The sequence below is a fragment of the Candidatus Fukatsuia endosymbiont of Tuberolachnus salignus genome (assembly GCF_964030845.1).
GTDB classification, from domain to species: Bacteria; Pseudomonadota; Gammaproteobacteria; order Enterobacterales; family Enterobacteriaceae; genus Fukatsuia; species Fukatsuia symbiotica.
Genome location: NZ_OZ034983.1, coordinates 367,953 through 391,278 on the forward strand (window position 1 = coordinate 367,953; position 23,326 = coordinate 391,278).

The 23,326-nt window shown below is 43.8% G+C and carries 17 protein-coding genes and 3 pseudogenes; 11 read left to right on the forward strand and 9 right to left on the reverse strand.

All coding sequences use genetic code 11. The features are described from left to right. Positions 1-225 precede the first annotated feature (225 nt). From hofQ to pilM, 5 genes and pseudogenes are all read right to left on the reverse strand, one after another. Positions 226-1,479, reverse strand: a pseudogene (gene hofQ / locus AAHH42_RS01910) (DNA uptake porin HofQ). 93 nt (positions 1,480-1,572) lie between these two features. Next, positions 1,573-1,911, reverse strand: a complete 339-nt coding sequence (locus AAHH42_RS01915) for a hypothetical protein (protein ID WP_342221572.1) — start codon at positions 1,909-1,911, stop codon at positions 1,573-1,575. After that, positions 1,892-2,587 (reverse strand): hypothetical protein, encoded by a 696-nt coding sequence (locus AAHH42_RS01920; protein WP_342221573.1) that lies wholly within the window; start codon positions 2,585-2,587, stop codon positions 1,892-1,894. Before AAHH42_RS01920 ends, AAHH42_RS01915 begins: the two co-directional genes overlap by 20 nt. Further along, entirely contained in the window at positions 2,580-3,146 is a 567-nt protein-coding gene (locus AAHH42_RS01925; RefSeq protein WP_342221574.1) for a PilN domain-containing protein, read from the reverse strand. The genes AAHH42_RS01920 and AAHH42_RS01925 overlap by 8 nt, the downstream gene beginning before the upstream one ends. After that, positions 3,146-3,979, reverse strand: a complete 834-nt coding sequence (gene pilM / locus AAHH42_RS01930) for a type IV pilus biogenesis protein PilM (protein WP_342221575.1) — start codon at positions 3,977-3,979, stop codon at positions 3,146-3,148. Before pilM ends, AAHH42_RS01925 begins: the two co-directional genes overlap by 1 nt. 119 nt (positions 3,980-4,098) lie before the next feature. Here pilM and AAHH42_RS01935 point away from each other — a divergent pair, with 119 nt between their 5' ends. Both AAHH42_RS01935 and AAHH42_RS01940 read left to right on the forward strand, forming a co-directional pair. After that, positions 4,099-6,534: a PBP1A family penicillin-binding protein gene (locus AAHH42_RS01935; protein WP_342221576.1), complete on the forward strand. Its 2,436-nt coding sequence runs from the start codon at positions 4,099-4,101 to the stop codon at positions 6,532-6,534. A gap of 180 nt (positions 6,535-6,714) precedes the next feature. Further along, positions 6,715-8,317, forward strand: a pseudogene (locus tag AAHH42_RS01940) (IgaA/UmoB family intracellular growth attenuator); the annotation flags it as partial. 235 nt (positions 8,318-8,552) lie between these two features. Here the strand turns inward: AAHH42_RS01940 and znuB are convergent. Next, positions 8,553-9,338, reverse strand: coding sequence for a zinc ABC transporter permease subunit ZnuB (znuB, locus tag AAHH42_RS01945; RefSeq protein WP_072550063.1), 786 nt, complete (start codon positions 9,336-9,338; stop codon positions 8,553-8,555). Beyond that, a complete protein-coding gene (gene znuC, locus AAHH42_RS01950; protein ID WP_072550064.1) occupies positions 9,331-10,107 on the reverse strand; it encodes a zinc ABC transporter ATP-binding protein ZnuC in 777 nt (258 codons plus the stop codon). Before znuC ends, znuB begins: the two co-directional genes overlap by 8 nt. Before the next feature lie 102 nt (positions 10,108-10,209). Between znuC and znuA the strand changes: the two genes are divergently transcribed. The 5 genes and pseudogenes from znuA (at position 10,210) to AAHH42_RS01975 (ending at position 17,531) form a co-directional block, all read left to right on the forward strand. After that, positions 10,210-11,199 (forward strand): zinc ABC transporter substrate-binding protein ZnuA, encoded by a 990-nt coding sequence (gene znuA / locus AAHH42_RS01955; RefSeq protein ID WP_072550065.1) that lies wholly within the window; start codon positions 10,210-10,212, stop codon positions 11,197-11,199. Between the two features lie 21 nt (positions 11,200-11,220). Beyond that, complete coding sequence (gene mepM, locus AAHH42_RS01960; RefSeq protein WP_072550066.1) at positions 11,221-12,537, forward strand: murein DD-endopeptidase MepM; 1,317 nt, start codon at positions 11,221-11,223, stop codon at positions 12,535-12,537. A 36-nt stretch (positions 12,538-12,573) separates the two neighbouring features. Next, complete coding sequence (gene lpxM, locus AAHH42_RS01965) at positions 12,574-13,554, forward strand: lauroyl-Kdo(2)-lipid IV(A) myristoyltransferase (RefSeq protein ID WP_072550067.1); 981 nt, start codon at positions 12,574-12,576, stop codon at positions 13,552-13,554. Between the two features lie 499 nt (positions 13,555-14,053). After that, positions 14,054-15,520 (forward strand): annotated as a pseudogene (zwf, locus tag AAHH42_RS01970) (glucose-6-phosphate dehydrogenase); the annotation flags it as partial. Between the two features lie 79 nt (positions 15,521-15,599). After that, complete coding sequence (locus AAHH42_RS01975; protein ID WP_072550068.1) at positions 15,600-17,531, forward strand: ATP-dependent DNA helicase; 1,932 nt, start codon at positions 15,600-15,602, stop codon at positions 17,529-17,531. A gap of 59 nt (positions 17,532-17,590) precedes the next feature. On the opposite strand, the gene AAHH42_RS01980 is transcribed toward AAHH42_RS01975, so the two are convergent. After that, positions 17,591-18,613, reverse strand: a complete 1,023-nt coding sequence (locus AAHH42_RS01980; RefSeq protein WP_119797033.1) for an IS630 family transposase — start codon at positions 18,611-18,613, stop codon at positions 17,591-17,593. Between the two features lie 391 nt (positions 18,614-19,004). Between AAHH42_RS01980 and tsaB the strand changes: the two genes are divergently transcribed. The 4 genes from tsaB (at position 19,005) to rnd (ending at position 23,096) form a co-directional block, all read left to right on the forward strand. Next, positions 19,005-19,703, forward strand: a complete 699-nt coding sequence (tsaB, locus tag AAHH42_RS01985; RefSeq protein ID WP_072551053.1) for a tRNA (adenosine(37)-N6)-threonylcarbamoyltransferase complex dimerization subunit type 1 TsaB — start codon at positions 19,005-19,007, stop codon at positions 19,701-19,703. A gap of 84 nt (positions 19,704-19,787) precedes the next feature. Then, positions 19,788-20,300: a Slp family lipoprotein gene (locus AAHH42_RS01990; RefSeq protein ID WP_119797766.1), complete on the forward strand. Its 513-nt coding sequence runs from the start codon at positions 19,788-19,790 to the stop codon at positions 20,298-20,300. A 5-nt stretch (positions 20,301-20,305) separates the two neighbouring features. After that, complete coding sequence (gene fadD, locus AAHH42_RS01995; RefSeq protein ID WP_342221577.1) at positions 20,306-21,970, forward strand: long-chain-fatty-acid--CoA ligase FadD; 1,665 nt, start codon at positions 20,306-20,308, stop codon at positions 21,968-21,970. Positions 21,971-21,974: 4 nt separating this feature from the next. Next, a complete protein-coding gene (gene rnd / locus AAHH42_RS02000; RefSeq protein ID WP_072551065.1) occupies positions 21,975-23,096 on the forward strand; it encodes a ribonuclease D in 1,122 nt (373 codons plus the stop codon). 3 nt (positions 23,097-23,099) lie between these two features. Here rnd and AAHH42_RS02005 read toward each other — a convergent pair whose 3' ends face one another. Further along, entirely contained in the window at positions 23,100-23,321 is a 222-nt protein-coding gene (locus AAHH42_RS02005) for a hypothetical protein (RefSeq protein WP_072551056.1), read from the reverse strand. Between the last annotated feature and the right edge of the window lie 5 nt (positions 23,322-23,326).

A 23,326-nucleotide genomic window follows, 5' to 3' on the forward strand; every position in this document is an offset into this window, starting at 1 on the left:
GACAAAAACACCGCTGTTTTTAAATCAACGATACCTTTGGTGTTCGAATGTTTATTGCAGCGCTAAGTTTTGCCCACGATGAACACCTAAAAACTTCACCCTCAAAAAGTGAAATGTATTTCTTCAACTTTCGATAACACTTGTAAGCTAAATCTTTCGCAGCGTCAAATTTAGAAGGCTTCAAAATCATAAAAAATTGCAAATAAATGCCAAATGCATATTTTTTTAAGAACTGATCAGCTTAGGTGTAATAAAAATCACCAATTCTCGCCGAGTTTGTTGCTGAACATCTTGTTTAAATAAACCGCCTAACAGAGGGATATCTGCTAATCCTGGCACTTTATACACCCTTTGATTATTTTTTTGCTGAAAGATACCCCCAAGAACAATGGTCTCACCGTGCTTTACTGTGATCTGTGTTTTTATTTCCTGTTTGTCGATAGCGAAGGCTTCCCCTTCACCACGTTTAATCGCCATTCCGGGCACATTCTGGCTAATTTTTAGTTTTAGTGTAATTTAACCATTACGAAATATTTTTGGTGTAACTTCCATGCCCAGGACTGCTTCTTTAAATTCAATGGTTGTAGCCCCTTTTGTGCCACTCGATACAGCATAGGGTATATCAGTACCTTGCTTAATGCTGGCTGTTTGTTGGTGAGAGGTGATTAAACGAGGGCTGGCGATGATGTCCACCTGTTTTTCTTGTTCGAGTGCACTGAGTTCAAGATCCAGTAAGCGGCCACTAATCCGAGCAACATGAAAACCCGCCGCCAGAGCCGGATTTTGCAAAGGCAAACTCACATTGAAGTTATTTATTCTCAGTGGGCTGCTTCCTTCTTCAGTTTTCATTCCCCAACGTACTCCTAGTTCATGTAAATCTTCACTACTGATGGTGACAATGTGAGCAGCTAATTGTACTTGTTGTAAGGGCGCATCCATTTCGGTCAGCCAGGCTTTTAGTGTTATCAGAGACTCTGGAGTATCACGGATAAGTAAACTGTTTGTTCGTTTATCGGCAATTATGCTGCCTTGATCGGAAATTAACGAGCCGTAGCTACTGCTAAGGCTCTCCGCGAGTTGTTCTGCATCGGCATGCTGTAATGTCAATATTAGATTGTCTAGCGGTTGTTGGCGTATTTTCTGTTGGTTTCGTATTTTTGCTATCTGTTGTTCTCTTTCCGTAATTTCTTGTTCGGTAAATACCAACATCACATTACCTTCATGTTCGACCCGTAGCCTTCCGACTCGTAAGATAATGGCCAATGCCTGTGTCCAAGGAACCTCAATTAGCCTCAGGTTGAGATTGCCACTGACTTCCTTTGTGGTGATCAAATTAAGCTGCTGATAATCGGCTAAAGCCTGTAATATGACAGAGACTGGCGTATCCTGAAATTCCATGTTAACAGAAATATCTTGTTGTGCTGCTAAACAAGTCAGATTACTTATTGCTAACAAAAATAGTCCTAGAAAAAATTTCATGGTGTCACCCGTCATTGGTTAGAGCCTGATAGCATCGACCATAATATTTGGCGCACTGTTAGGCATAGTGGTGTTGTTTTTTCATAACGCACCTCAACCTGCCTCTGATCGATATGACTTACCCGCCAATTCGTTAATACAAGTTTGCCGACAACCAGCTTGTGCCCAATTCGTTAATACAAGTTTGCCGACAACCAGCTTGTGCCATCCGCCTTCTGGCGTCAATGCCCAACCATGATGATAACCTTGTCGACCTACTATCCCCCGTAATCGCCATTTTTTTAGATGGTCAATATCTTGGTTGCAGGATGTCAACGGTAGTGGCTGAAAAGGATCTTTAATAGGGATCGTATCATTCGTTCCGCCGATTGATGGCATCATCAAAATAAGGACGACGAGCCGTATTGGGGTTTTATTCATTCGATCCATCATTGGGTGAGAATTCCGTTAACCTTAGTTTCACAATCAGTCCGTCTTTTTCACGAGTAATATGCATTTGTTCAATCAATATGGGAGGATAAATGTTTAGAACATCATAAAGAAAATATATTAATCCTTGAAAATTTATAGCAACAGTGACACTCCAATGTTGACGTATGAGGCTGTTTTCTGGCAGCAGTGCTTGCCGTTGCCAATGAACAATTTGTCCACCAAAAGCAGTGAGCGATTTGCCAACATGCTCTATCAACATATTGGTTGTTGTTGTGGTATCTGTTTTTAAATCTATTACACGGCCTTCACAATCTTTATGTTTTCCAGTTAACAAAGATTGTTGTGTTTCCTTTACTTTGACTGTGCACCACTGGTCACGATCTCGTAAAAGCTCTAATGTATGTTGTGTAGCATCCCGCGATTGTTCTTTTGACAGTAGCTCATTAATCTGGTGTTGAGTAAGTGATAATGTTGGCAAAGATGCCAATTCCTTTCGAGTCTGCTCGACTCTATTCTGTTGGGTAACCAGTTCCTGTTGCTTTGAAGCCCTTTTTTGCCATATTGGTTGCAGTTCCAACAGATAGGCAAAGCACACTAGCACTATAAATAGGCTCCATTGCCAAAACAGTAACTGCCATGCCGGCTTAGCTAACCATTGTTGCAATTTCTTATTCATCCCTGAGTTTCTCCTGCAAGTTGTACATTTTGTACAACCCTTTTACATGTATCACAAAATGCAGCTCCCCTTTTTTCTGTTGATTAAGATTATGTAGTTGAATGTTAAACAGATTATCTTCAGCAACTAATTTCTGTAAAAAAGCAATAATTGTAGTGTAGTTGTTGCCTATTCCAGCAAGAACCAGCAGATCATCATGTTGTTCCAGCTTAATTAACCAACAACTATCAGGAATTAGACGTGACAAGCGTTGTAATAATATTAAATAATTATATGTTTGATGTTGTATTTTTTGATGATTGCGGCGACGTGCTTTGATACGTTCTAAATGCTCCGCTCCTTGTTGAGTTGCAAGGAGAATCGTTTGTAATACCTTTTGTTGCTGTAACAGTAGTCTGATTGTTACTTGTTGTTGCAGATGCTCACTGTGCCATAACAGCGAAATAAGCATTATTCCTGTTATTAACATGATGGCTTGCAATAAAAACAGGTTACGCCAAAAGTGATAGCGACGTTTTAATTGCCTGGCGCGCCAAGGCAAGAAATTTACCTGAAACATCAATAGTCCACTTTTCGTATTGCCAGTCCACCCGCCAGGGCAAAAGCCATTGGAATTGCCGGTAAGGGGGATTGTAGTCGCTTAAATATAGAAAACTGCGACCATCCTGTGGCGTTGATCGGTGGAAGCTCATCAACAATGCTGCTGTAATATGCCATTAATGGCTTATCCCGTTCGGATGGATAAATATGATGTAATTGCTTCAAAATATTCTGCGTAAGTGGAATTAATCCGTAGCGAAAGGGGGTGCTGAGTGGAGACACCCATAGCCATTCATTCTCCAAGCGATGGAGTAAAATATATTCCGTTGATAGCCCTGCCGCTATCACCATATAGCGCAGCGCACAAGGTGTAATATCTATCACTTCTGGCGGTAGATTGGCTTGTTGCAGGCAGTGACTCCAACATTGTATTTCCTGTTGATGTGCTGCGGTGATCAATAATTCGGTGCTATTGCCTGTATCAATCCGATAATCCAGTGCTAACGTTTGACCATTGAGCGGGAGCTGTTTAATTGCATTTAGCTGGATAAATTCACTGCGGGAAGGTTCTTTTAACCGTTTATCGGGCAACAGCATCGTTTGTTGTAGTATCCGCTGAGCGGGCAGAGCAATACGCAATGAAATACGTTTGGGTAAGTGTTGGCGTAGCAGACAAAGTATCTCACTAAGTACCTCGGGCTGCTGTAAATTTCCATCTTGTAAGACGCCCGGTGGCAAAGCCTGCTGCCACCAATAACGGAGCTGCCAACCGTAACGGCGTCGCATTACAGCTAATGCCCGTACACAGCTCGTTTGAATATCCAGACCCACTTGCCATAGTTTTGAGTACATCTGTTTAACCTCCGTATTGAGAGACAGCAAAAGAACGTATCCACGATCTATGGCTTGCATTTATACTACAGTAGGTTTGTTTATAAACTGCCCAAATGGCATTGAATGGAAAATTTTAGGTGAAGCTCGTAAAGTATTTTTTGATCCTTGTAACCTGTTGCATTTTATTGGGAGCCGCTTCAATGTTTGGTTTGTACAAATATATTGAACAGCAGTTGCCCGATGTTGCCATGTTAAAAGATATTCGATTGCAATCACCGATGTTGGTGTACAGTGCCGATGGTGAATTAATTGCCCAATATGGTGAAAAACGTCGTATTCCGCTAGTTCTGAACCAAATCCCTCCTCAGTTAATCCATGCATTTATTGCTACTGAAGATAGTCGTTTTTATGAACATTATGGTGTCGATCCTATCGGTATTCTACGTGCTGTTTTTATTGCGTTGTCTTCAGGATATGCTTCGCAAGGTGCCAGTACTATTACTCAACAACTCGCCAGAGATTTTTTCTTAAGTCGAGAACGCAGCATCATGCGCAAGGTAAAAGAAGCGTTTTTAGCAATCCGAATTGAGCAATTATTGACAAAAAATGAGATTATTGAGTTATATCTGAACAAAATTTATCTTGGCTACCGTGCTTATGGTGTTGGCGCAGCGGCAGAAGTCTATTTTGGTAAAGAAATCAGTCAACTTACTTTATGTGAAATAGCAACGATCACGGGTTTGACAAAAGCACCTTCTACTTCTAATCCTCTTTATTCTTACGACCGAGCGATGAGTCGTCGTAATGTGGTACTAAAAAGGATGCGAGACGAAGGTTACATTACCCGAGAACAATATGAGCAAGCGAGAGCTGAACCTATAGTAGCGAATTACCATGCACCCCAGGTTGCATTTTCCGCGCCTTATCTCACAGAAATGGTACGTCAGGAAATGATAAAACGTTATGGTGAGAATGCTTACACAGATGGTTATCAGGTACATACTACCATTACTAAAAAACTGCAACTGGCGGCATTCAATGCATTAAGAGCTAATGTGCTGGCTTATGATATGCGCCACGGTTATCGCGGTACATCTACTGTGTTATGGAAAGTCGGTGAACCTGTATGGAGTCTTGAACAAATTATGGACTGGTTGAAAACGTTACCGGTTTCTGGCCCATTGCTGCCGGCAGTAGTCACTCAAGCGGATGCTAAGCAAGCCAATGCGTTGCGTCTTGATGGAAGTAATATCAGGTTATCAATGGAATCAGTACGTTGGGCGCGTCCTTTTAAATCGGATGATGCTCAGGGGACGACACCTAAACGGGTTAGTGATGTTGTGCAAGCTGGGCAGCAAATTTGGGTGAGAAAGGTTGAGAATGGCTGGTGGCTGGCACAGATACCCGATGTCAATTCTGCGTTGATTTCCATCGATCCCAATAACGGCGCTATTAAGGCGCTAGTCGGAGGTTTCGATTTCAATCGGAGCAAATTCAACCGTGTAACGCAATCATTGCGTCAGATAGGATCGAGCATTAAACCTTTTTTGTATGCTGCTTCATTGGATAAAGTATTAACATTATCTAGCCTTTTCAATGATTTGCCTATTGTTCGTTGGGATCCTGGTGCAGGTACTGACTGGCGTCCGAAAAACTCCCCACCCATTTACAATGGTGCTATTCGCTTGCGTCAGGGGCTGGGGCAATCGAAAAACGTTGTTATGGTCAGAGTAATGCGTGCTATAGGTGTCGACTATGCGGCAGAGTATTTGCAACGTTTTGGCTTTCCAAAGCAAAATATTGTCCGTACAGAATCCTTGGCGTTAGGTTCTCCCTCATTTACACCGCTGCAACTGGTACGTGGTTACGCCGTGCTGGCTAATGGCGGTCATTTAGTGGATCCGTATTTTATCAGTAAAATCAATGATAATATGGGTAATGTGTTGTTCAAAGCCAATCCCAAGATCGTTTGTGATAGTTGTCATCAACAACAGGCTCAGCAGCTGTATGCTCCACGTGTTATCAGCCGACAGTTGGCTTTTTTGATGAGAGATGCACTAAATAGCAATATCTTTGGTGAATCTGGCTGGATGGGGACAGGTTGGCGTTCGGCGCGTGATCTAAAGCATAATGATATCGGTGGTAAAACGGGAACCACTAACAATTTAAGAGATGCTTGGTTTTCAGGCTATGGACCAGATACGGTGACGTCTGTATGGATAGGTTTTGACGATCATCGTCGGAGCTTGGGACACAGTAGTGTATCAGGAGTGATAGATAAGCAAATCTCTGGTGCTGAGGGGGGAGCAAAGAGTGCTCAGAGAGCTTGGGATGATTTTATGAAAGTTGCCGTAACAGGGCTACCAGAAGAAAAAATCATACCACCTGACGGTGTTGTGAGTGTCGTTATCGATAAGCGAACGGGTAAGCTATCAAAAGGTGGGGCAGACAGTCGTACTGAGTATTTTATTGAAGGGACGCAGCCCACTGCTTATGTCGTTCAAGACGCCAATATTACTCTGGACGTAGGTACTACCTTGATATATCGTGGGCAGGTAGAAGAATTGTTCTGACATATCCGCTAGTTAAGATAAAAAATAAATCAGAGACCCTGGTATGGAAATGAAATGAGCACGATAGCGTTAATACTGACCTTACTGTTTACCAGTTTGGTCACTGTAGGTTTGCGATGGTGGTTTTATATACGGCGTCGGTCAACAACCCGAAAACTGACACTAAAAGAACTCATTACATCAGTGCGCAAGGAGGATGGTGAACGCATTGAGCTGATTGATATCCGCAAAGAAACACCTGAAGAATATACTTTACATCATTCGCGAGGCGTGCAGGAAGCGATCACTATTTGCATTGCTTTGTCATGTTTGTTTTTTAGTCTTATTAGTCCTGGGATGCTATTACCCTGGCTGATTTTGATTGCGTTAATGCCCCTTGTCGGGGCATGTTGGCGTTTGTTTCGTCCTATCCAAAGCCGATTTACAAGAAGTCTATTGCTTAAGTGGTACACCAAAACGCTGGGGATTATTTGGTGAATCGAAGCAAAGCCAAATGAATAATAATATTTCTTTAGGTATGATCGACTTGATTTATCCCTCTCATTGGGGATCTCGTTTGACTCATGATTTGGATAAAAAAACCCAGATAGATATCTACGTTAATCATCAGGTAATACGTCAGGGAAGTCATTTATCACTCCATGACGAAGCGCAACGTTTCCCTTTGCAACGCTGGGGCAGAAACCTGATTTTGATGGTCGGTTCACTATTAATCCTGATTATGCTGCTACTGTATGTTCCGCTCAGTCTGTCACTCAAGCTAAGTGTTGTTTGGTTCCAAGGAGCACAAAGTTGGCACGTAACCGATATCGAAGCGCTGAGAAAGATCCCCCTGCATATAGGCGATATACTCAGCGTTCAGGGTACGGGTATGTGCTATGTCCCACCGAGTAGTAAGCATCCTAATTATGTTGTTTTTACTCCCTTTGATTGTTCAGGAATTTACTGGAATAGTGTGGCACCCTTAGCACAACCTGAATCAGCCATCATTGAGAAAGTAGCCACGTTAATGAACACGATTAAGCGACAATTACATCCGCAAGAGAACAAAGGTATCTCGGGAAATCAACAATCAACCGCAAAAATGAAAAAATCAAGTATGACACGGCTAGATGATTTCACTGATATTATTTTAAAAACTCAAGCCCTTTGCGAAAAAGCGTCCGATTGCATTTGGCTAAAAAATGTGTTGATTAATTTGGGGCATGCCAAAAATTGGACTGTACTTGTTGAAGCTGCGTGTTCAGGACGGTTAGCACAGGTAAATGTACTTTTGCCCCCGGTCAAAGTCGAAGCGCTGCAAAGATTGGTCAATATCATTATTTCTTCATATGTCCATCGTGAAATCCATCGGGCAACAGTGGCACTGAATAGCCCCTCACCCGGTGGTTTTTTAATAACCAACAGTGAAGGCAAACAATGGGTAGAGCACACCCCTCCTTTAATACCACTATTTGATTACAGTGCGTTGGAGCAGTGGCAAGAACTGCAACGGCTTTCTCGTCAGTTACTCAACACATACTTTAAAGCAGAAGGCATCATCACGGATATTGTTACAGATACGCAGGGTACTCAGCATATTAGTTTGCACAGTAAACCAGATATGATCACAATAATTCGCTACCAAGGTACTAGCCTGTTGCTATTGGTGGTGATCAGCTGTCTGGTGATAAACACTGTACTGTTTATCAGACGGGTGGGCAAAAACCGTTACCGCATGAAAAATATCCAACATTATTATACGAGGTGTTTTGATCACACTGAAACTTTTTCCAATAAATAAGCAGGATCTCAATCTTAGAGCCTGTTCCAAATCTTTTTGGGCGACGCTCAGACGAGGAAAAAATGGGCGAAAAAGCACAGTTTATTTTTTGTATACAATAAAAAGGGAGTCAATGAGTATTTTGAGCTCGTTTTTGACGAATAACTTGACCAAAATACGGCGAGCACAAGAGATTTCGAACAGGTTATTATGCTTAAGGGCTGCTTACAATTGTTATGCGGCCACTTGTGATGAACTACCCCCGCGCTTTTTGCGATAAAGTTAGCATAAATATCATTGTGGCACAGAGGACGACAGAAGGACCTGCCGGCGTATCGTAATAGGCTGAAAAAGCAAGGCCGCCACTAACCGATAGCATACCGATAAGCACTGCAATGCCCGCCATCTGTTCCGGCGTACGAGCGAACCGACGAGCAGCGGCGGTAGGGATAAGCAGTAAAGAGGTAATGATCAATGCGCCGACAAACTTCATCGATAGTCCGATGGTGAGTGCAGTAATCAGCATCAACAACATCTTGGTCCGTTGCAGATTAACGCCATCGACATGAGCAAGTTCGGGGCTGATGGTCATCGATAGTAATGCCGGCCACTGCCAACATAGTAGCACTAACACCACTATCACCCCGCTGGCAATAAGCCAAATGTCACCGAACGTCACTGAAAGCAAATCGCCAAATAGATAGGCCATGAGATCGACCCGCACATTGGACATTAAACTGACCACCACCAACCCGAGAGATAACGCACTATGAGCTAGGATCCCGAGTAAGGTGTCAATGGCAAGTTGCGGTTTGCGTTCCAACCAGACCAGCACCAACGCCAGCACTAAGGTAATGGCGATAACTGTATAAAATAGATTGATATTTAACAACAAGCCAAAAGCTACGCCAAGTAAAGAAGCATGAGCAAGAGTATCACCAAAATAAGACATTCGGCGCCATACGACAAAAGAACCCAGTGGTCCTGCTGCCGCTGCTAGCAAAATGCCGGCTAGCCAACCTGGCAAAAGTAATTCAATCATCAGTCACGGCTCCGGTCTTGCAACAAGATCCATGGGTATGTAAATCCTGGTTATGGTTGTGATGATGGCGATAAACAGCCAGTTGTTTTGCACCACTGTTACCAAACATAGCAATAAATTCAGGATGCATCGAAACCACTTCAGGTGTACCAGAACAGCAGATATGTTGATTTAGGCACAACACTTCATCAGTTTTAGCCATGACCAAATGTAAATCATGTGACACCATCAATACCGCACAGCCTAATTCCTTTCTTAGTTGTTCGATTAAAGCATACAGCGCTAACTGCCCATTAACATCAACCCCTTGTGTTGGCTCATCTAGCACTAACAGTTGTGGTTTATTGAGTAATGCCCTAGCGAGTAAGACTCGCTGATTCTCACCGCCAGACAGTTTTTGCATTGGGCTTTCTAACAAATGAGCAGCCTGAACACGACTAAGTGCAGATAAAATATCTGTGCGTTTTCTTTTTGACTTCAGAGCCGCTGATTTCAAGCACATAAAACGGTTGACAGTCAAAGGTAAACTGGCATCTAAATGTAGTTTCTGGGGTACATAGCCGATACACAAAGTGGGTCGGCGAATCAATGTGCCACTCGTTGGCGGAATGAGTCCGAGCACTACTCGAACCAGAGTTGATTTACCTGCTCCATTTGGACCAAGCAACGTCAGTAGCCTACCTGTTTGTAGGGAAAGAGAAATATCGCTAAGTACCTGTCGATTACCCAAAGTGACGGATATTTTATTCAGAGCTATCAGTGTGGACATGATGATTACGTTTGCTGAACAGACCTATTACGTAAAAAGGTCTAATAAATTTGATATATAGTATTACACTTTATCCACTAAGACGATGAGAGAATTTAACTGATGTTACAGAAAAAAAATAGATGGCAACACTGTTCCGTATTAGCTAATCATGCCGTGTTAGCGCTTATTTTGCTTGTAATTAACTCCTCTAGTCAGGTTTCTGCTGCAGTTGTTACCTCAATACGTCCGTTGGGCTTTATTGCGGCGGCTATCGCTGAGGGTGTCATGCCAACAGAAGTTCAAGTTCTCTTACCGGATGGCGCTTCACCTCATGATTATGCGCTACGACCATCTGATTTACAGCGTTTACACGACGCAGATCTGGTTGTCTGGGTTGGTGTGGAGATGGAAGCCTTTCTCGGCAAGCCATTAATGAAAGTGGCGACTGGCAAACAGATTGCCATTGCACCCTTGGCTAAGATTGCCGGACTACTAATGGCTGGCAGTCAACACGATCAATCCACTGATGATCATCAGCACCACGATCACCAAACCGATGATCCCCCGACTAACGATCAGCATCATCATCATCATGGTGATTATGATATGCATGTTTGGCTGTCACCTAAAATAGCTAGACTGGCTGCAATCACCATTCATGATAATTTATTGGAACTTATGCCGCAAAAAAAAGACAAACTAGACGCAAACCTGCGCCGATTCGAAGATAAATTAGCGCAAAGCGAGAAAAATATTGCTAGTATGCTTAAACCTATACGGGGTAAGGGATATTTTGTTTTTCATGATGCCTATGGCTACTTTGAGAAACAGTTTGGCTTGACGCCATTAGGGCATTTTACCGTCAATCCTGCCATACCTCCTGGTGCACGACGTTTACATCAAATTAAAACACAGTTGATTGAGCGAGAAGCAGTATGTATTTTTGCTGAGCCACAATTCAAGCCAGCCGTAATTAATGCTATTGCCAAGGATACAAACGTACGTACAGGTGAGCTGGATCCGTTGGGTAATGGCATCAAATTGAGCAGGGACAGCTATATGAGATTTTTATCTCAGTTGTCGAAGCAATATGTGAGCTGCCTAGAATGAGACTTATAAGGATAAATATCAGTGCAGCAGATAGTCCGAACTATCACTCTGGCGTATAACACGCTATCCCGCCCTCATCGCATAATATTAGGGTCTTTGACCCTAATCACATTGGCCGTTATCGCTTGGCGGCCTGCGTCTTATCATTCAGAAAATGATCCTGTTGTCAGGAGTGTGGCTTTGAATCTCACTCAATCGCGCTCATTACTCCCTGAAGCCAGTGAGCCTCTCGATCAAGCATTACCTGATGATGATATCCCGCAAGATGAACTTGACAGCAAGTATCCTGATGAAACCGGTGCGCATGAATATGTTATTTCAACGGGTGATACCTTAGGCAGTATTCTGACACAGTATGGTATTGATATGGCTGATATTTCTTTATTGGCTTCACAACACCGTGATTTGCGTAATCTGAAAATAGGCCAACAAATTTCCTGGTTTGTGAATGAAAAGGGTGATCTACAACAGGTGATCTGGGAGGTCTCACGTCGTGAAACACGCACTTATGACCGTGTTGGTAATAGCTTTAAAGAAAAGAAAACCCTACAACAAGGTGAGTGGCACGATAGTGTGCTAAGCGGTCGTCTCACGGGCAGTTTTTTCAACAGTGCGAAAAATGCAGGGTTGAATACTGCTGAAATACATGCGGTGACGAAAGCATTACAGTGGCAATTAGATTTGAATAAATTACACAGTGGTGATCAGTTTTCTGTACTGATATCTCGTGAAAAGTTCGATGGTCGTAACGAGCAAAGCCGCTTACTCGGGGTACGGATGCGTTCCGAAGGTAAGGATTATTATGCTATTCGTGCCGATGACGGCAAATTTTACGATCATCGAGGCTCTGGTTTAGAGCGTGGTTTTATGCGCTTTCCGACGATGAAACAATTTCGCATTTCTTCTGGCTTTAATCCACGCCGCCTTAATCCTGTGACTGGACGTATCGCTCCCCATAAAGGGGTGGATTTTGCCATGCCAGTAGGGACACCGGTATTAGCTGTCGGTGATGGTGATGTATTGATAGCAAAGCGTAGCGGAGCGGCGGGTAACTATGTCGTTATCCGTCACGGTCGCCAGTACACTACGCGCTATATGCATTTGAAAAAGCTTTTGGTTGAACCTGGGCAAAAAGTAAAACGAGGTGATCGTATTGCTTTATCTGGTAATACTGGGCGTTCCACCGGTCCTCATTTACATTATGAATTATGGATGAATCAGCAGGCGGTTAACCCCATCACTGTGAAATTACCGCGTTCTGAAGGGTTAACCGGGCAAGATCGCCGCGAATATATGGCGATGGTAAAGCAGGTAGCGTCACAGCTAGCTACGTTTTAATTAATAAACCTTTATGTGAAACACAGAGCTTTCTGAATGTGTAAAGAAAAAAAACAATATAAAAAGAAGAGCACGAACTCAGGTTTCACTCCGCGCTTTCGAAAAGCATTTCTGCATCCCCGCTATTGGGCGATTTGGTTTGGTATTGGGTTGCTTGCTGTCCTAGCTTATGTCCCCGCCAAAATACGTGACCCATTTTGGGCAAGTGTTGGCCGCTTCGTCGGTAAATTAGCTAAAGGTGCGCGTCGGCGGGCACGTATTAACCTTCTCTATTGCATGCCCCAACTGAATGAAAAACAACGTGAACAGCTGATCGATAACATGTTTGCTACTGCGGCACAGCCCATGGTAATGCTGGCTGAATTGTATTTTCGAGGCACTCAATCGTTGCGTTCACGCGTACATTGGCATGGTAGGGAAGTATTGGATGATGTGCAGCAGCAAGGGCGTAACATCATTTTTCTGGTTCCTCACGCCTGGGTAATAGATATCCCAGCGATGTTACTGGCTGCTGAAGGTAAACCTATTGCTGTGGTTTTTCATCATCAACGTAACCTGCTTATCGATTACTTATGGAACAAGGCCAGATCACGTTTTGGCGGTCGTCTCCATGCACGAGAGAAAGGTATTAAACCTTTTATCTCCTCGGTACGTCAGGGATTTTGGGGGCATTATTCTCCGGACGAGGATTATGGCGCTGATCAAAGCGAATTCGTTGATTTTTTTGCCACTTATAAAGCGACGTTGCCGGCTATTGGTTCTTTAATGAAAGTATGCCAGGCAGCCATTGTGCCGATGTTCCCTGTATACGATTATGATAAACACCGTTTGGATGTTTATATCCATCCTCCGATGAATGATTTAGCACAAGCAGATAACCACTATATTGCTCGTAGGATGAATGAAGAGATTGAAGCATTAGTCAGCCCATACCCAGAACAGTACACCTGGATACTTAAATTAATTAAAACTCGTAGGCAGGGCGAGATAGATCCTTACGCACGTGAGGATCTATAGATAGTTTACCTACTTTATTATATAACTAGCTTGGTAATAAATAGGATGTTTTTTAGGTAACCGATTCTCGAGCCTCTTAGGCCGGGTTTTCTTGGGCAGTGTGTGGGGAACATAAAAGGTGTAAGAGAAAGCATAAAGAGCCGTATTTATCAGATTATGAAGACAAACTAGAACGCCCTAGAAAAGTATTTCAGGAAGAGGTGACCTCTTTAGTAATAGGAGGGCAGTGTTCACGACAAGTAGAGAAAGAAAGAGGTTAGCTGGAGGTAGTGCCGTAGGTTGCTTGGTATCATTGGGTAATGAAGCCTCTTCCTGTGTCGCATGATAATAGGGTTGTTACCTCGCATTTGTTGACATCCTTTGTACACAAGGCTCTCATTTGTGCTATGGGAGGAGACATTTTATAGTGGTAAGCCGAGGTAGAAGGAGACTACCACCCGGCAGTGTTTCTGATAGTATTCGTTTACCTATCATCTGTTCGCTAACAAGGAGAATCAATATGGCAGTGATCAATACAGCTCCAGCTTGTGATCTGGTTATTTTCGGTGCTAAAGGTGATCTGGCACGCCGAAAATTGCTGCCTTCCCTTTACCAGTTAGAAAAAGCGAGGCATCTTCATCCTGATACCAGGATCATTGGTGTGGCTCGTGCCGATTGGAACAAAGCAACCTACATCGAAGAGATGAAGAAAGCCCTTGAACAATTTATGAAAGAGAAACCAGATAATCAGTTTTGGCATAAACTCAGTGCCAGGCTAGATTTCTGTCATCTTGATATCAATGACTTAGAAAACTTTAAGAAATTAAGCGCAATGCTTGATCAAAAAAAACGTACCACTCTACATTATTTTGCCATGCCGCCTGACACCTTTGGCACAATTTGTAAGGGATTAGGTCAGGCAGGGTTAAATAAACAACCAAGTCGAGTGGTAATGGAAAAACCATTGGGAACCGATTTAGCATCATCACGGGTAATTAACGACCAGGTTGCTGAATATTTCGATGAGTCTCAGGTTTATCGTATTGATCATTATTTAGGTAAAGAAACAGTGCTCAATTTGTTGGCGCTACGGTTTTCTAACTCATTGTTTGTCTCAAACTGGGATAACCGCACCATCGACCATGTGCAAATTACCGTTGCTGAAGAGGTTGGTATTGAAGGGCGTTGGGGATATTTTGACAGTGCGGGGCAAATGCGTGATATGGTGCAAAACCATCTGCTACAGATCCTTACCATGATTGCTATGTCGCCTTCCGCCGATCTCAGTGCTGACCGTATCCGTGATGAAAAAGTGAAAATACTACGCTCACTACGCCGGATCGATCATGGCAACGTGCGTGATACCACGGTCCGTGGTCAATACACTTCTGGGTTTGTGCAAGGAGAAAAAGTACCAGGCTATCTGGAAGAAGAAGGCGCGAATAAAGATAGTGCGACTGAAACCTTTGTCTCAATTCGTGTTGATATTGATGATTGGCGTTGGGCTGGCGTGCCTTTTTATCTACGCACTGGCAAACGTCTGCCGACTAAATGCTCTGAAGTCGTCGTTTACTTTAAAAATCCAGCAATTAATTTATTTCGTGAATCCTATCAACAACTGCCACAAAATAAATTAATTATCCGTCTACAACCTGATGAAGGTATCGAAATACAAGTACTTAATAAAGTACCTGGCTTAGAGCATAAGCATCGGTTACAAACCACGAAGCTTGACTTGAGTTTTTCAGAAACTTTTCATCAAAAACATCTCGCTGATGCCTACGAGCGCTTACTTCTGGAATTTATGCGCGGTATTCAAGCCTTGTTTGTCCGTCGTGATGAAGTTGAAGAAGCCTGGAAATGGGTTGACTCCATCATGGATGCCTGGCAGACAGACGATGAAGCACCGAAGCCATATCAAGCCGGTACTTGGGGGCCAACCGCTTCTATTGCCATGATTACGCGTGATGGTCGCTTATGGAACGAATGTTCGAAAGAACCTGTTCGAAATCGTCATGAGCGAGGTTCCGACGAGATAATTAGCCCTGAACTGACTGAGAGATAGTGTGATAGACGATTTTACAACAGATGGCGCGTTAGCACGGGCGATCACTGGTTTTAATCCGCGGGGATCTCAGCGGCAGATGGCACAAGCGATAAGTAAAGTCATTGATACTAAACAACAGTTGGTGGTAGAGGCTGGTACTGGAACGGGGAAAACTTTTGCTTATTTGGCACCGGCGCTACGGGCGAATTGTAAAGTTGTCATCTCTACCGGTTCAAAAGCATTACAGGATCAGCTATATGGACGGGATCTTCCTACCGTTGCTGGTGCGGTAAATTTTAAAGGTCGATTGGCGTTATTGAAAGGGCGATCAAATTACCTTTGTCTGGAGCGTTTAGACCAACAATCACTTGCGGGCGGCGAGCAAACAAAGAATACGCTGAAAGATTTGGCACATTTGCGTCGTTGGTCGTCGAAAACACGGGATGGAGATGTTAGCACCTGCTCTCAAGTCTCAGAAGATAGCCTTGTCTGGCCGTTAGTCACCAGCACCAATGATAACTGTTTAGGCGGTGACTGCCCAAGGTACCAGGATTGTTTCGTTGTCAAAGCGCGACGCAGAGCGATAGACGCTGATATCATTGTGGTCAATCACCATCTGTTTATGGCTGATATGGTGGTGAAAGAAAGTGGCTTTGCCGAACTTATCCCCCGTGCTGATGTGATTATTTTTGATGAGGCTCATCAACTCCCTGATATTGCTAGCCAATACTTCGGTCAACAATTAACTAGCCGCCAATTAATGGATCTGGCAAAGGATATCATTATTGCCTATCGTACCGAAGTGAGGGATGTAGTACAGCTGCAGAAGAGTGCTGATAGTTTGGTTCGGCGTACACAGGATTTTCGTTTGGCACTTGGAAACCCTGATTCTCAGGGTAGCTTTCTCGGTAATTTACGCGGTAATTTACGTGATTTATTACAACAAACACCGATCCAACAGGCGTTGTTATTATTAGATGATGCACTGGAACTCTGTTATGAGGTGAGTAAATTATCCCTTGGGCGTTCCGCTATACTTGATGCGGCTTTCGAGCGCATAACCCTGTACCGTCATCGGTTGAAACGGCTCAACGAAGTGAGTACCCCTGGTTTTAGTTATTGGTATGAATGTAGTTCACGTCACTTTGTACTAGCACTGACGCCGCTTTCCATTGCGGATCGTTTTCATGAATTAATCGCGGAAAAACCGGCTAGCTGGATTTTTACCTCTGCCACATTATCGGTTAATGAACAACTGGAGCATTTCACTCAGCGTCTTGGTTTGATGCAAGCACAAACCCTGTTACTGCCGAGTCCATTCGACTATGCACATCAAGCGTTACTCTGCGTACCGCGTGATCTTCCATCACCTAATCAACCCGGTGCGGCAAAAAGATTAGTTGTTATGCTTCAACCCTTGATTGAAGCTAATCAAGGACGTTGCTTTTTTTTATGTACCTCATACCAGATGATGCGAGAGCTAGCAGAAGCGTTCCGTGCCAACATGGATCTGCCCGTGTTCGTGCAAGGAGAAACCAGTAAAGGGCAGTTGTTAGCCGAATTCGTCACTACGGGCAATGCATTGTTAGTGGCGACTACCAGTTTTTGGGAAGGGGTCGATGTACGCGGTGATACATTATCCTGCGTTATTATCGACAAATTGCCTTTTACTACCCCTGATGATCCGTTATTAAAAGCCAGAATTGAGGATTGTCGTTTACGTGGTGGTGATCCCTTTAATGAGGTTCAACTGCCTGATGCGGTTATTATGCTAAAACAAGGCGTTGGGCGTTTAATCCGTGATATTAATGACTACGGCGTATTAATCATTTGTGACAATCGATTGGTGATGCGTCCCTATGGGGAAGTATTTCTTAAGAGTTTGCCCCCGACGCCGCGTACTCGCGATTTAACCATTGCGATTGATTTCCTCAAAGCACGCATAGATTAACACTGGAAAGATGCGTCATATCTACGAGCAATGTCGACCTGGTATATACCCAAGTGAAATCAAGATGCAGGATTTAGCGCCTGGAAATTATCGTTTAAGCGAGATACCAGAGAACTTGCCATTTGTGGTAGCTTCACTTCAAAGAAGTTTAAGATATCGTTCTTAAAACTCTGTTTAGATGGGTAATATCTATTGTTTCGTGTTTGCTCATTCATCACCTTCCACAATCGCTCTATCGGGTTTAGATTCGGGCTATACGGCGGAAGGTAATGAAGCTGGATATTCAACGTAAGCGCGGCGTCTTGCACAAGCTGTGAACGGTGATAGCCTGCACCCTCGAGGATCACATGTGCCGTTGTCGTGATGGGATAATGCGCGCGAATGGCAGACAGGAAGTGAACCACATTTTCGCTGTTAATCGTCTCATCATCACGGATTATGGGGTTAGCCACATTCTGGATGTTCAAGGCTCCCATGATATTCAACCGCGTTCTGCTCCCGGTGGTCTCTATCGTTTTATCCTGGCCTTTTCGTATCCAGCCGTAGCTTATTTTGGTGGCTTGTGTCGGATGAACGGCATCAATAAACAGTATGGGGTCATTACCCGCGGCGTCTTTCAATTCGCTGTAGGTCTTTATAAATTGCTGCTGTTTCTCAACGGCAAATTTATGCGGAACACCTTTCGGCTTTTTATAGCTAAAGCCATGCTGCTTCAACCCTTTATACAGACCTGATACGGTAAAGGTGATGTTCCAGCGTCCAGCGATATACGCCACAATTTGGTGATTGTGGTGGTAGAGCGGCTGGGTGAGATGTTCAACCAGCGACGTGGTCTGTTCCGCATTGAGATAGCCATCGGAGCCGCCATTTTCAGGCTTGAGCTTGTTGAGTTTATGATAGTCTGTAAGGTGGCGCCGCACCGTGGTTTCATTAATGAGCTGTGAGTGAGCAATCATAGGGGGAGTCCAGCCGTCTGCGGACAACAAAACACACCGGATCCTGTCACAGACACGGCGGTCATGGCTTTGACGATGTTGGGCTTCGAGGGTAATTTTCTGGTCAGCAGTCAGCTCTATTTTCATGGCTATGAGCATGATCCTTATCGACTTCAAAATCAAGCATCTTCATTGATCACGGGTATATGTCACTATGGTTTTGAAGAGCCTGTTCCAAATTTTCTTGAGCGACGCTCAGACGAAGAAAAAACGGGCTAAAAAGCGCAGTTTATCCTTTGTATATAATAAAAAGGGCATTCATGAGCATTTTGAGCGCGTTTTTGACGAATGACTTGACCAAAACACGGTGAGCACAAGAAATTGCTAACAGGTTCTAAGAAGTCTAATGTTGTAAGGCTCATATCATCGCAAGGTATGCTATGATTTGTGTTCTGCAGGATCTTGTTTACGCTGGGGTTGTAACGAAGCATAACGGACTATAAATAAATCCCTTCTTTTTTTTTCTTCCGAGGTTGGCATGTCGGTGCGAATTTTAGCGATTGATACGGCAACAGAGGCTTGTTCTGTCGCCCTTTGGAATGACGGTGAAATTTGTACCTTATTTGAGGTTTGTCCTCGCAAGCACACACAACGTATTTTACCTATGATACAACAGGTTCTAGCTGACTCAGAACTCTCTCTTCATCAATTGGATGCGTTAGCCTTTGGGCGTGGTCCTGGCAGTTTTACCGGTGTGCGTATCGGTATTGGCATTGGGCAAGGGCTAGCATTAGGCACTGATTTGCCGATGATTGGTGTCTCAACTTTACAAACTTTAGCTCAAGGCGCATGGCGGCAGAGTGGAGCGCAGCAAGTATTAGCAGCGATTGATGCCCGTATGGGTGAGATTTATTGGGGGCAATTTACGCAAAGTGCCTCTGGTTACTGGCTGGGAACAGATAGCGAGGCAGTTATCACACCTCAACAGGCTTTATTGTGTTCACAGTCGTTGGCAGGTCATTGGGTTACTGTGGGGACGGGTTGGCAAACCTATCCTGATTTGATTGCCGACAGCGGAGTGATCTTGTCGACGGGGCAATTAACATTACCACGGGCGGAAGATATGTTACCGCTCGCGTTACAATCGTGGTACGACGGAGATGTTATCAAAGTTGAACAAGCTGAACCGATCTACTTACGCAATGAAGTAACGTGGAAAAAATTAAATAGATTTTGAGCAGATTTTTGGCGGAGATAACCTGTGGTGACAATCAATGTATTTAGCAATAAAGCGTCTTTTACAGCATTGACTTTGGCTGTTATGTTGCTGGTGGGGTGTGTGAATGTACCTAAAGTGCTAGAAGGCACCACCAGGACACCACAACAAAATCTGAATGTAATAAAAATGACCCCTCAGGCGTTTATCGGGCAAGAAGCCCGCTTCGGGGGGACTGTTGTGAGTGTTGTCAATGAGCCGAAACGGACGCGTTTGGAAATTACCAGCGTTCCTCTGGATAGCGGTGCCAAACCGATTTTAGGTGAAGCGTCTCAAGGGAGGATTATTGCTTATGTTAATGCGTTTCTTGAACCTGTAGATTTTCAAGGGCGTTTAGTCACGGTTATTGGATCCGTTGCCGGCATTGAAAAGGGTAAAATCGGCAAAGTTCCCTATGATTTCGTAGTGATTAATGTTAACGGTTATAAGCGTTGGTATCTGGCGGAGCAAATCGTTATGCCACCGGCGCTAATGGATCCCTGGGGCTTGCGTGGTTATCCCAATTGGGGATGGTACAATAACCAGACTGCACAAATACAGACTATCGTTACCGAGTAAGCAAGGTGGAAGAAATATGGTTAAAACGTTATCCCGTTGACGTGCCAGCAGAGATTAACCCGGATCGTTATGCGTCTTTGCCAGAGATGTTCGAGAATGCAGTATTAGCTTATGCAGACAAAGTTGCCTTTATTAATAAAGGTGAGGCGATGACTTTCCACCAGTTGGAAGAGCATAGCCGTGCTTTTGCTGCCTACTTGCAACAGGAATTGGGTTTAAAAAAGGGCGACCGGGTTGCTCTAATGATGCCAAACCTGTTGCAGTATCCCATCGCACTGTTTGGCATTTTACGGGCTGGCATGATAGTCGTGAATGTCAATCCCCTCTATACATCACCTGAATTGCAACATCAACTCAACGATAGCGGTGCAACGGCGATCGTGATTGTGGCTAATTTTGCCCGTACTTTAGAAAAAGTTATTGGCTACAGCCAGATAAGGCATGTCATTTTGACGCATGTGGGGGATCAATTTTCAGTCGCCAAGAAGATTGTAGTGAATTTTGTGCTGCAATATATCAAACGGCAGATACCCCAATATCACTTGCCTGGTGCCGTCCCCTTTGGTACTGCGTTGCGCAAAGGGCAACAACTACAATATGTGAAACCAGATATCATCAACACTGATGTGGCGTTTTTACAATACACCGGTGGCACGAGCGGATTGGCTAAAGGCGTCATGTTAACTCATCGCAATATGTTGTCTAATCTTGAGCAAGTAAAAGCATCCTACGGATCATTACTGCAATCAGGGCAGGAATTGGTCGTTACCGCTTTGCCGCTTTATCATGTTTTTGCTTTGACCATTAATTGCTTATTATTTATCGAACGAGGTGGAAAAAATTTATTGATCACCAGCCCGCGTGATATCTCGGCGATGGTAAAAGAATTAAGTCGTTATCCCTTTAGTGCGATAACAGGTGTTCATACGTTATTCAACACGTTATTAAATCATGCAGCTTTTAAAAAACTTGATTTTTCTACATTGCGTTTCTCAGTCAGTGGTGGCATGCCAGGACAAAAAACACTCGCAGAGCAATGGCAGCGACTAACCGGTCAACACCTTAATGAAGGTTATGGCCTGACGGAATGTTCGCCATTGGTTACCAGTAACCCACACGACCTAAAAACGTATAGCGGGAGTGTCGGAATACCGGTGCCATCAACAGAGATCCGTTTACTCAATAGTAAGGGTAAGAGTGCTCTTCTCGGTGAACCAGGTGAATTATGGGTACGTGGACCCCAAGTTATGTTAGGTTACTGGCGACAATATGCCGCCACACAGCAAGTCTTACAAGATGGCTGGTTAGCAACCGGTGATATCGCGACTATGGATGATCAAGGTTTTTTGCGTATTGTGGATCGTAAAAAAGATATGATTTTGGTTTCAGGATTTAACGTTTATCCCAATGAAATCGAGAGAGTGGTTGCCATGCATCCGAAAGTGCTGGAATCGGCAGTAGTGGGTGTGCCTAATCACATTTCGGGTGAAAGAGTAAAAATTTTTGTGGTGCGAAAAGATAGCCGTTTGAGTAAAGATGAACTGCTTGCCCACTGTCGTCGTTACCTCACGGGTTATAAAGTACCGAGAATAGTAGTGTTTCGCGCCCAATTGCCGAAATCTAACTTAGGCAAAATACTCCGCAGGGAACTGCGTAATGAAAGAGAATGATACTTTGGATTATCAATTGATCACGAGTGACAGTGCGTTGCAAAGAATTTGCGAGCAAGCTCGTACCCGTAAAGAAGTGGCACTGGATACAGAATTTATCAGAACACACACCTATTACCCGCAGTTAGGTTTGATGCAATTGTACGACGGTGAAAATCTGTCCCTTATCGATCCACTTGTTATCAGAGAATGGCAGCCCTTTTGTCAGCTGTTACAGGATAAAAATGTGGTGAAGTTTTTACATGCGGGAGGAGAAGATATTGAAGTCTTCTTACATTTCTTCAATCAGTTAGCGACTCCCATGATTGATAGCCAGATCCTGGCGGCTTTTACTGGACACAACCTGTCCTGTGGTCTTGCCACTTTAGTGAAGCAATATTGCGGTGTTGAATTGAATAAGAATGCATCGCGTACCGATTGGTTGATGCGCCCACTGAGTGAAGAACAATGTCATTATGCTGCTGCCGATGTATTTCACCTTTTGCCACTCGCGAAACAATTGGTTGCCGAAACAGTTGCTGCCGGTTGGATGGAAGCCGTTGAATATGAATGTTTATTACTTGTTCACCGTCGTAGTCAAATTCTGGATCCAGCACTGGCTTACCGTAAAATTGCTCGTGCCTGGCAATTATCGATCCCTGAGCTGGCCTGTTTACAAAAACTGGCTGAATGGCGTTTAAACGAAGCACGTGAACGCAATTTAGCGGTGAATTTTGTGATACGGGAGGAACGGTTGTGGAAGGTTGCACGTTATCGACCCACTTCTCTTGGGGAACTGAATTCACTGGGACTGAGCAGGTTGGAGGTCCATTCTCACGGGAAAGCTTTGTTGGAATCAGTCGCACAAGGCAATCTGGCACCAGAAAAACTGCTACTACCATTGGCAACCACTTTGTTTGAACAGCATAACTATAAAGAAGCTTTCAAAGAGATTAAGAAGAAAGTGCAATTGACTAGTCTGACTTGCGGACTAAACAGCGAGTTGTTGGCTTCACGTAGACAAATTAATCAACTATTAAAATGGCATTGGCAGCCAAAATCAACAGAGCAGCTGCCAGAACTCATCACTGCATGGCGTGCTGAGTTATTAGCCTCGCCGTTACAGGAAATACTCAAAAAATATTAGGATCTAATACCGGGGAGGAGTGATTGCCGTGTCCGGTCTATCTGGTTGTTCAGCAAGAAAATGTTCGTAAATTGACGGGATTTCAACCCTATCAGGGACGGATAAATAGTAGTGCTGATTATCATGATTTTGAATCACAGCTCCATCGGCAGCGAGTACACCAGTAGCAGTACCACTCAGTAATATTGTTGAAGCAATGACTATCCACCTTTTTTTTTCTGACATTGTCT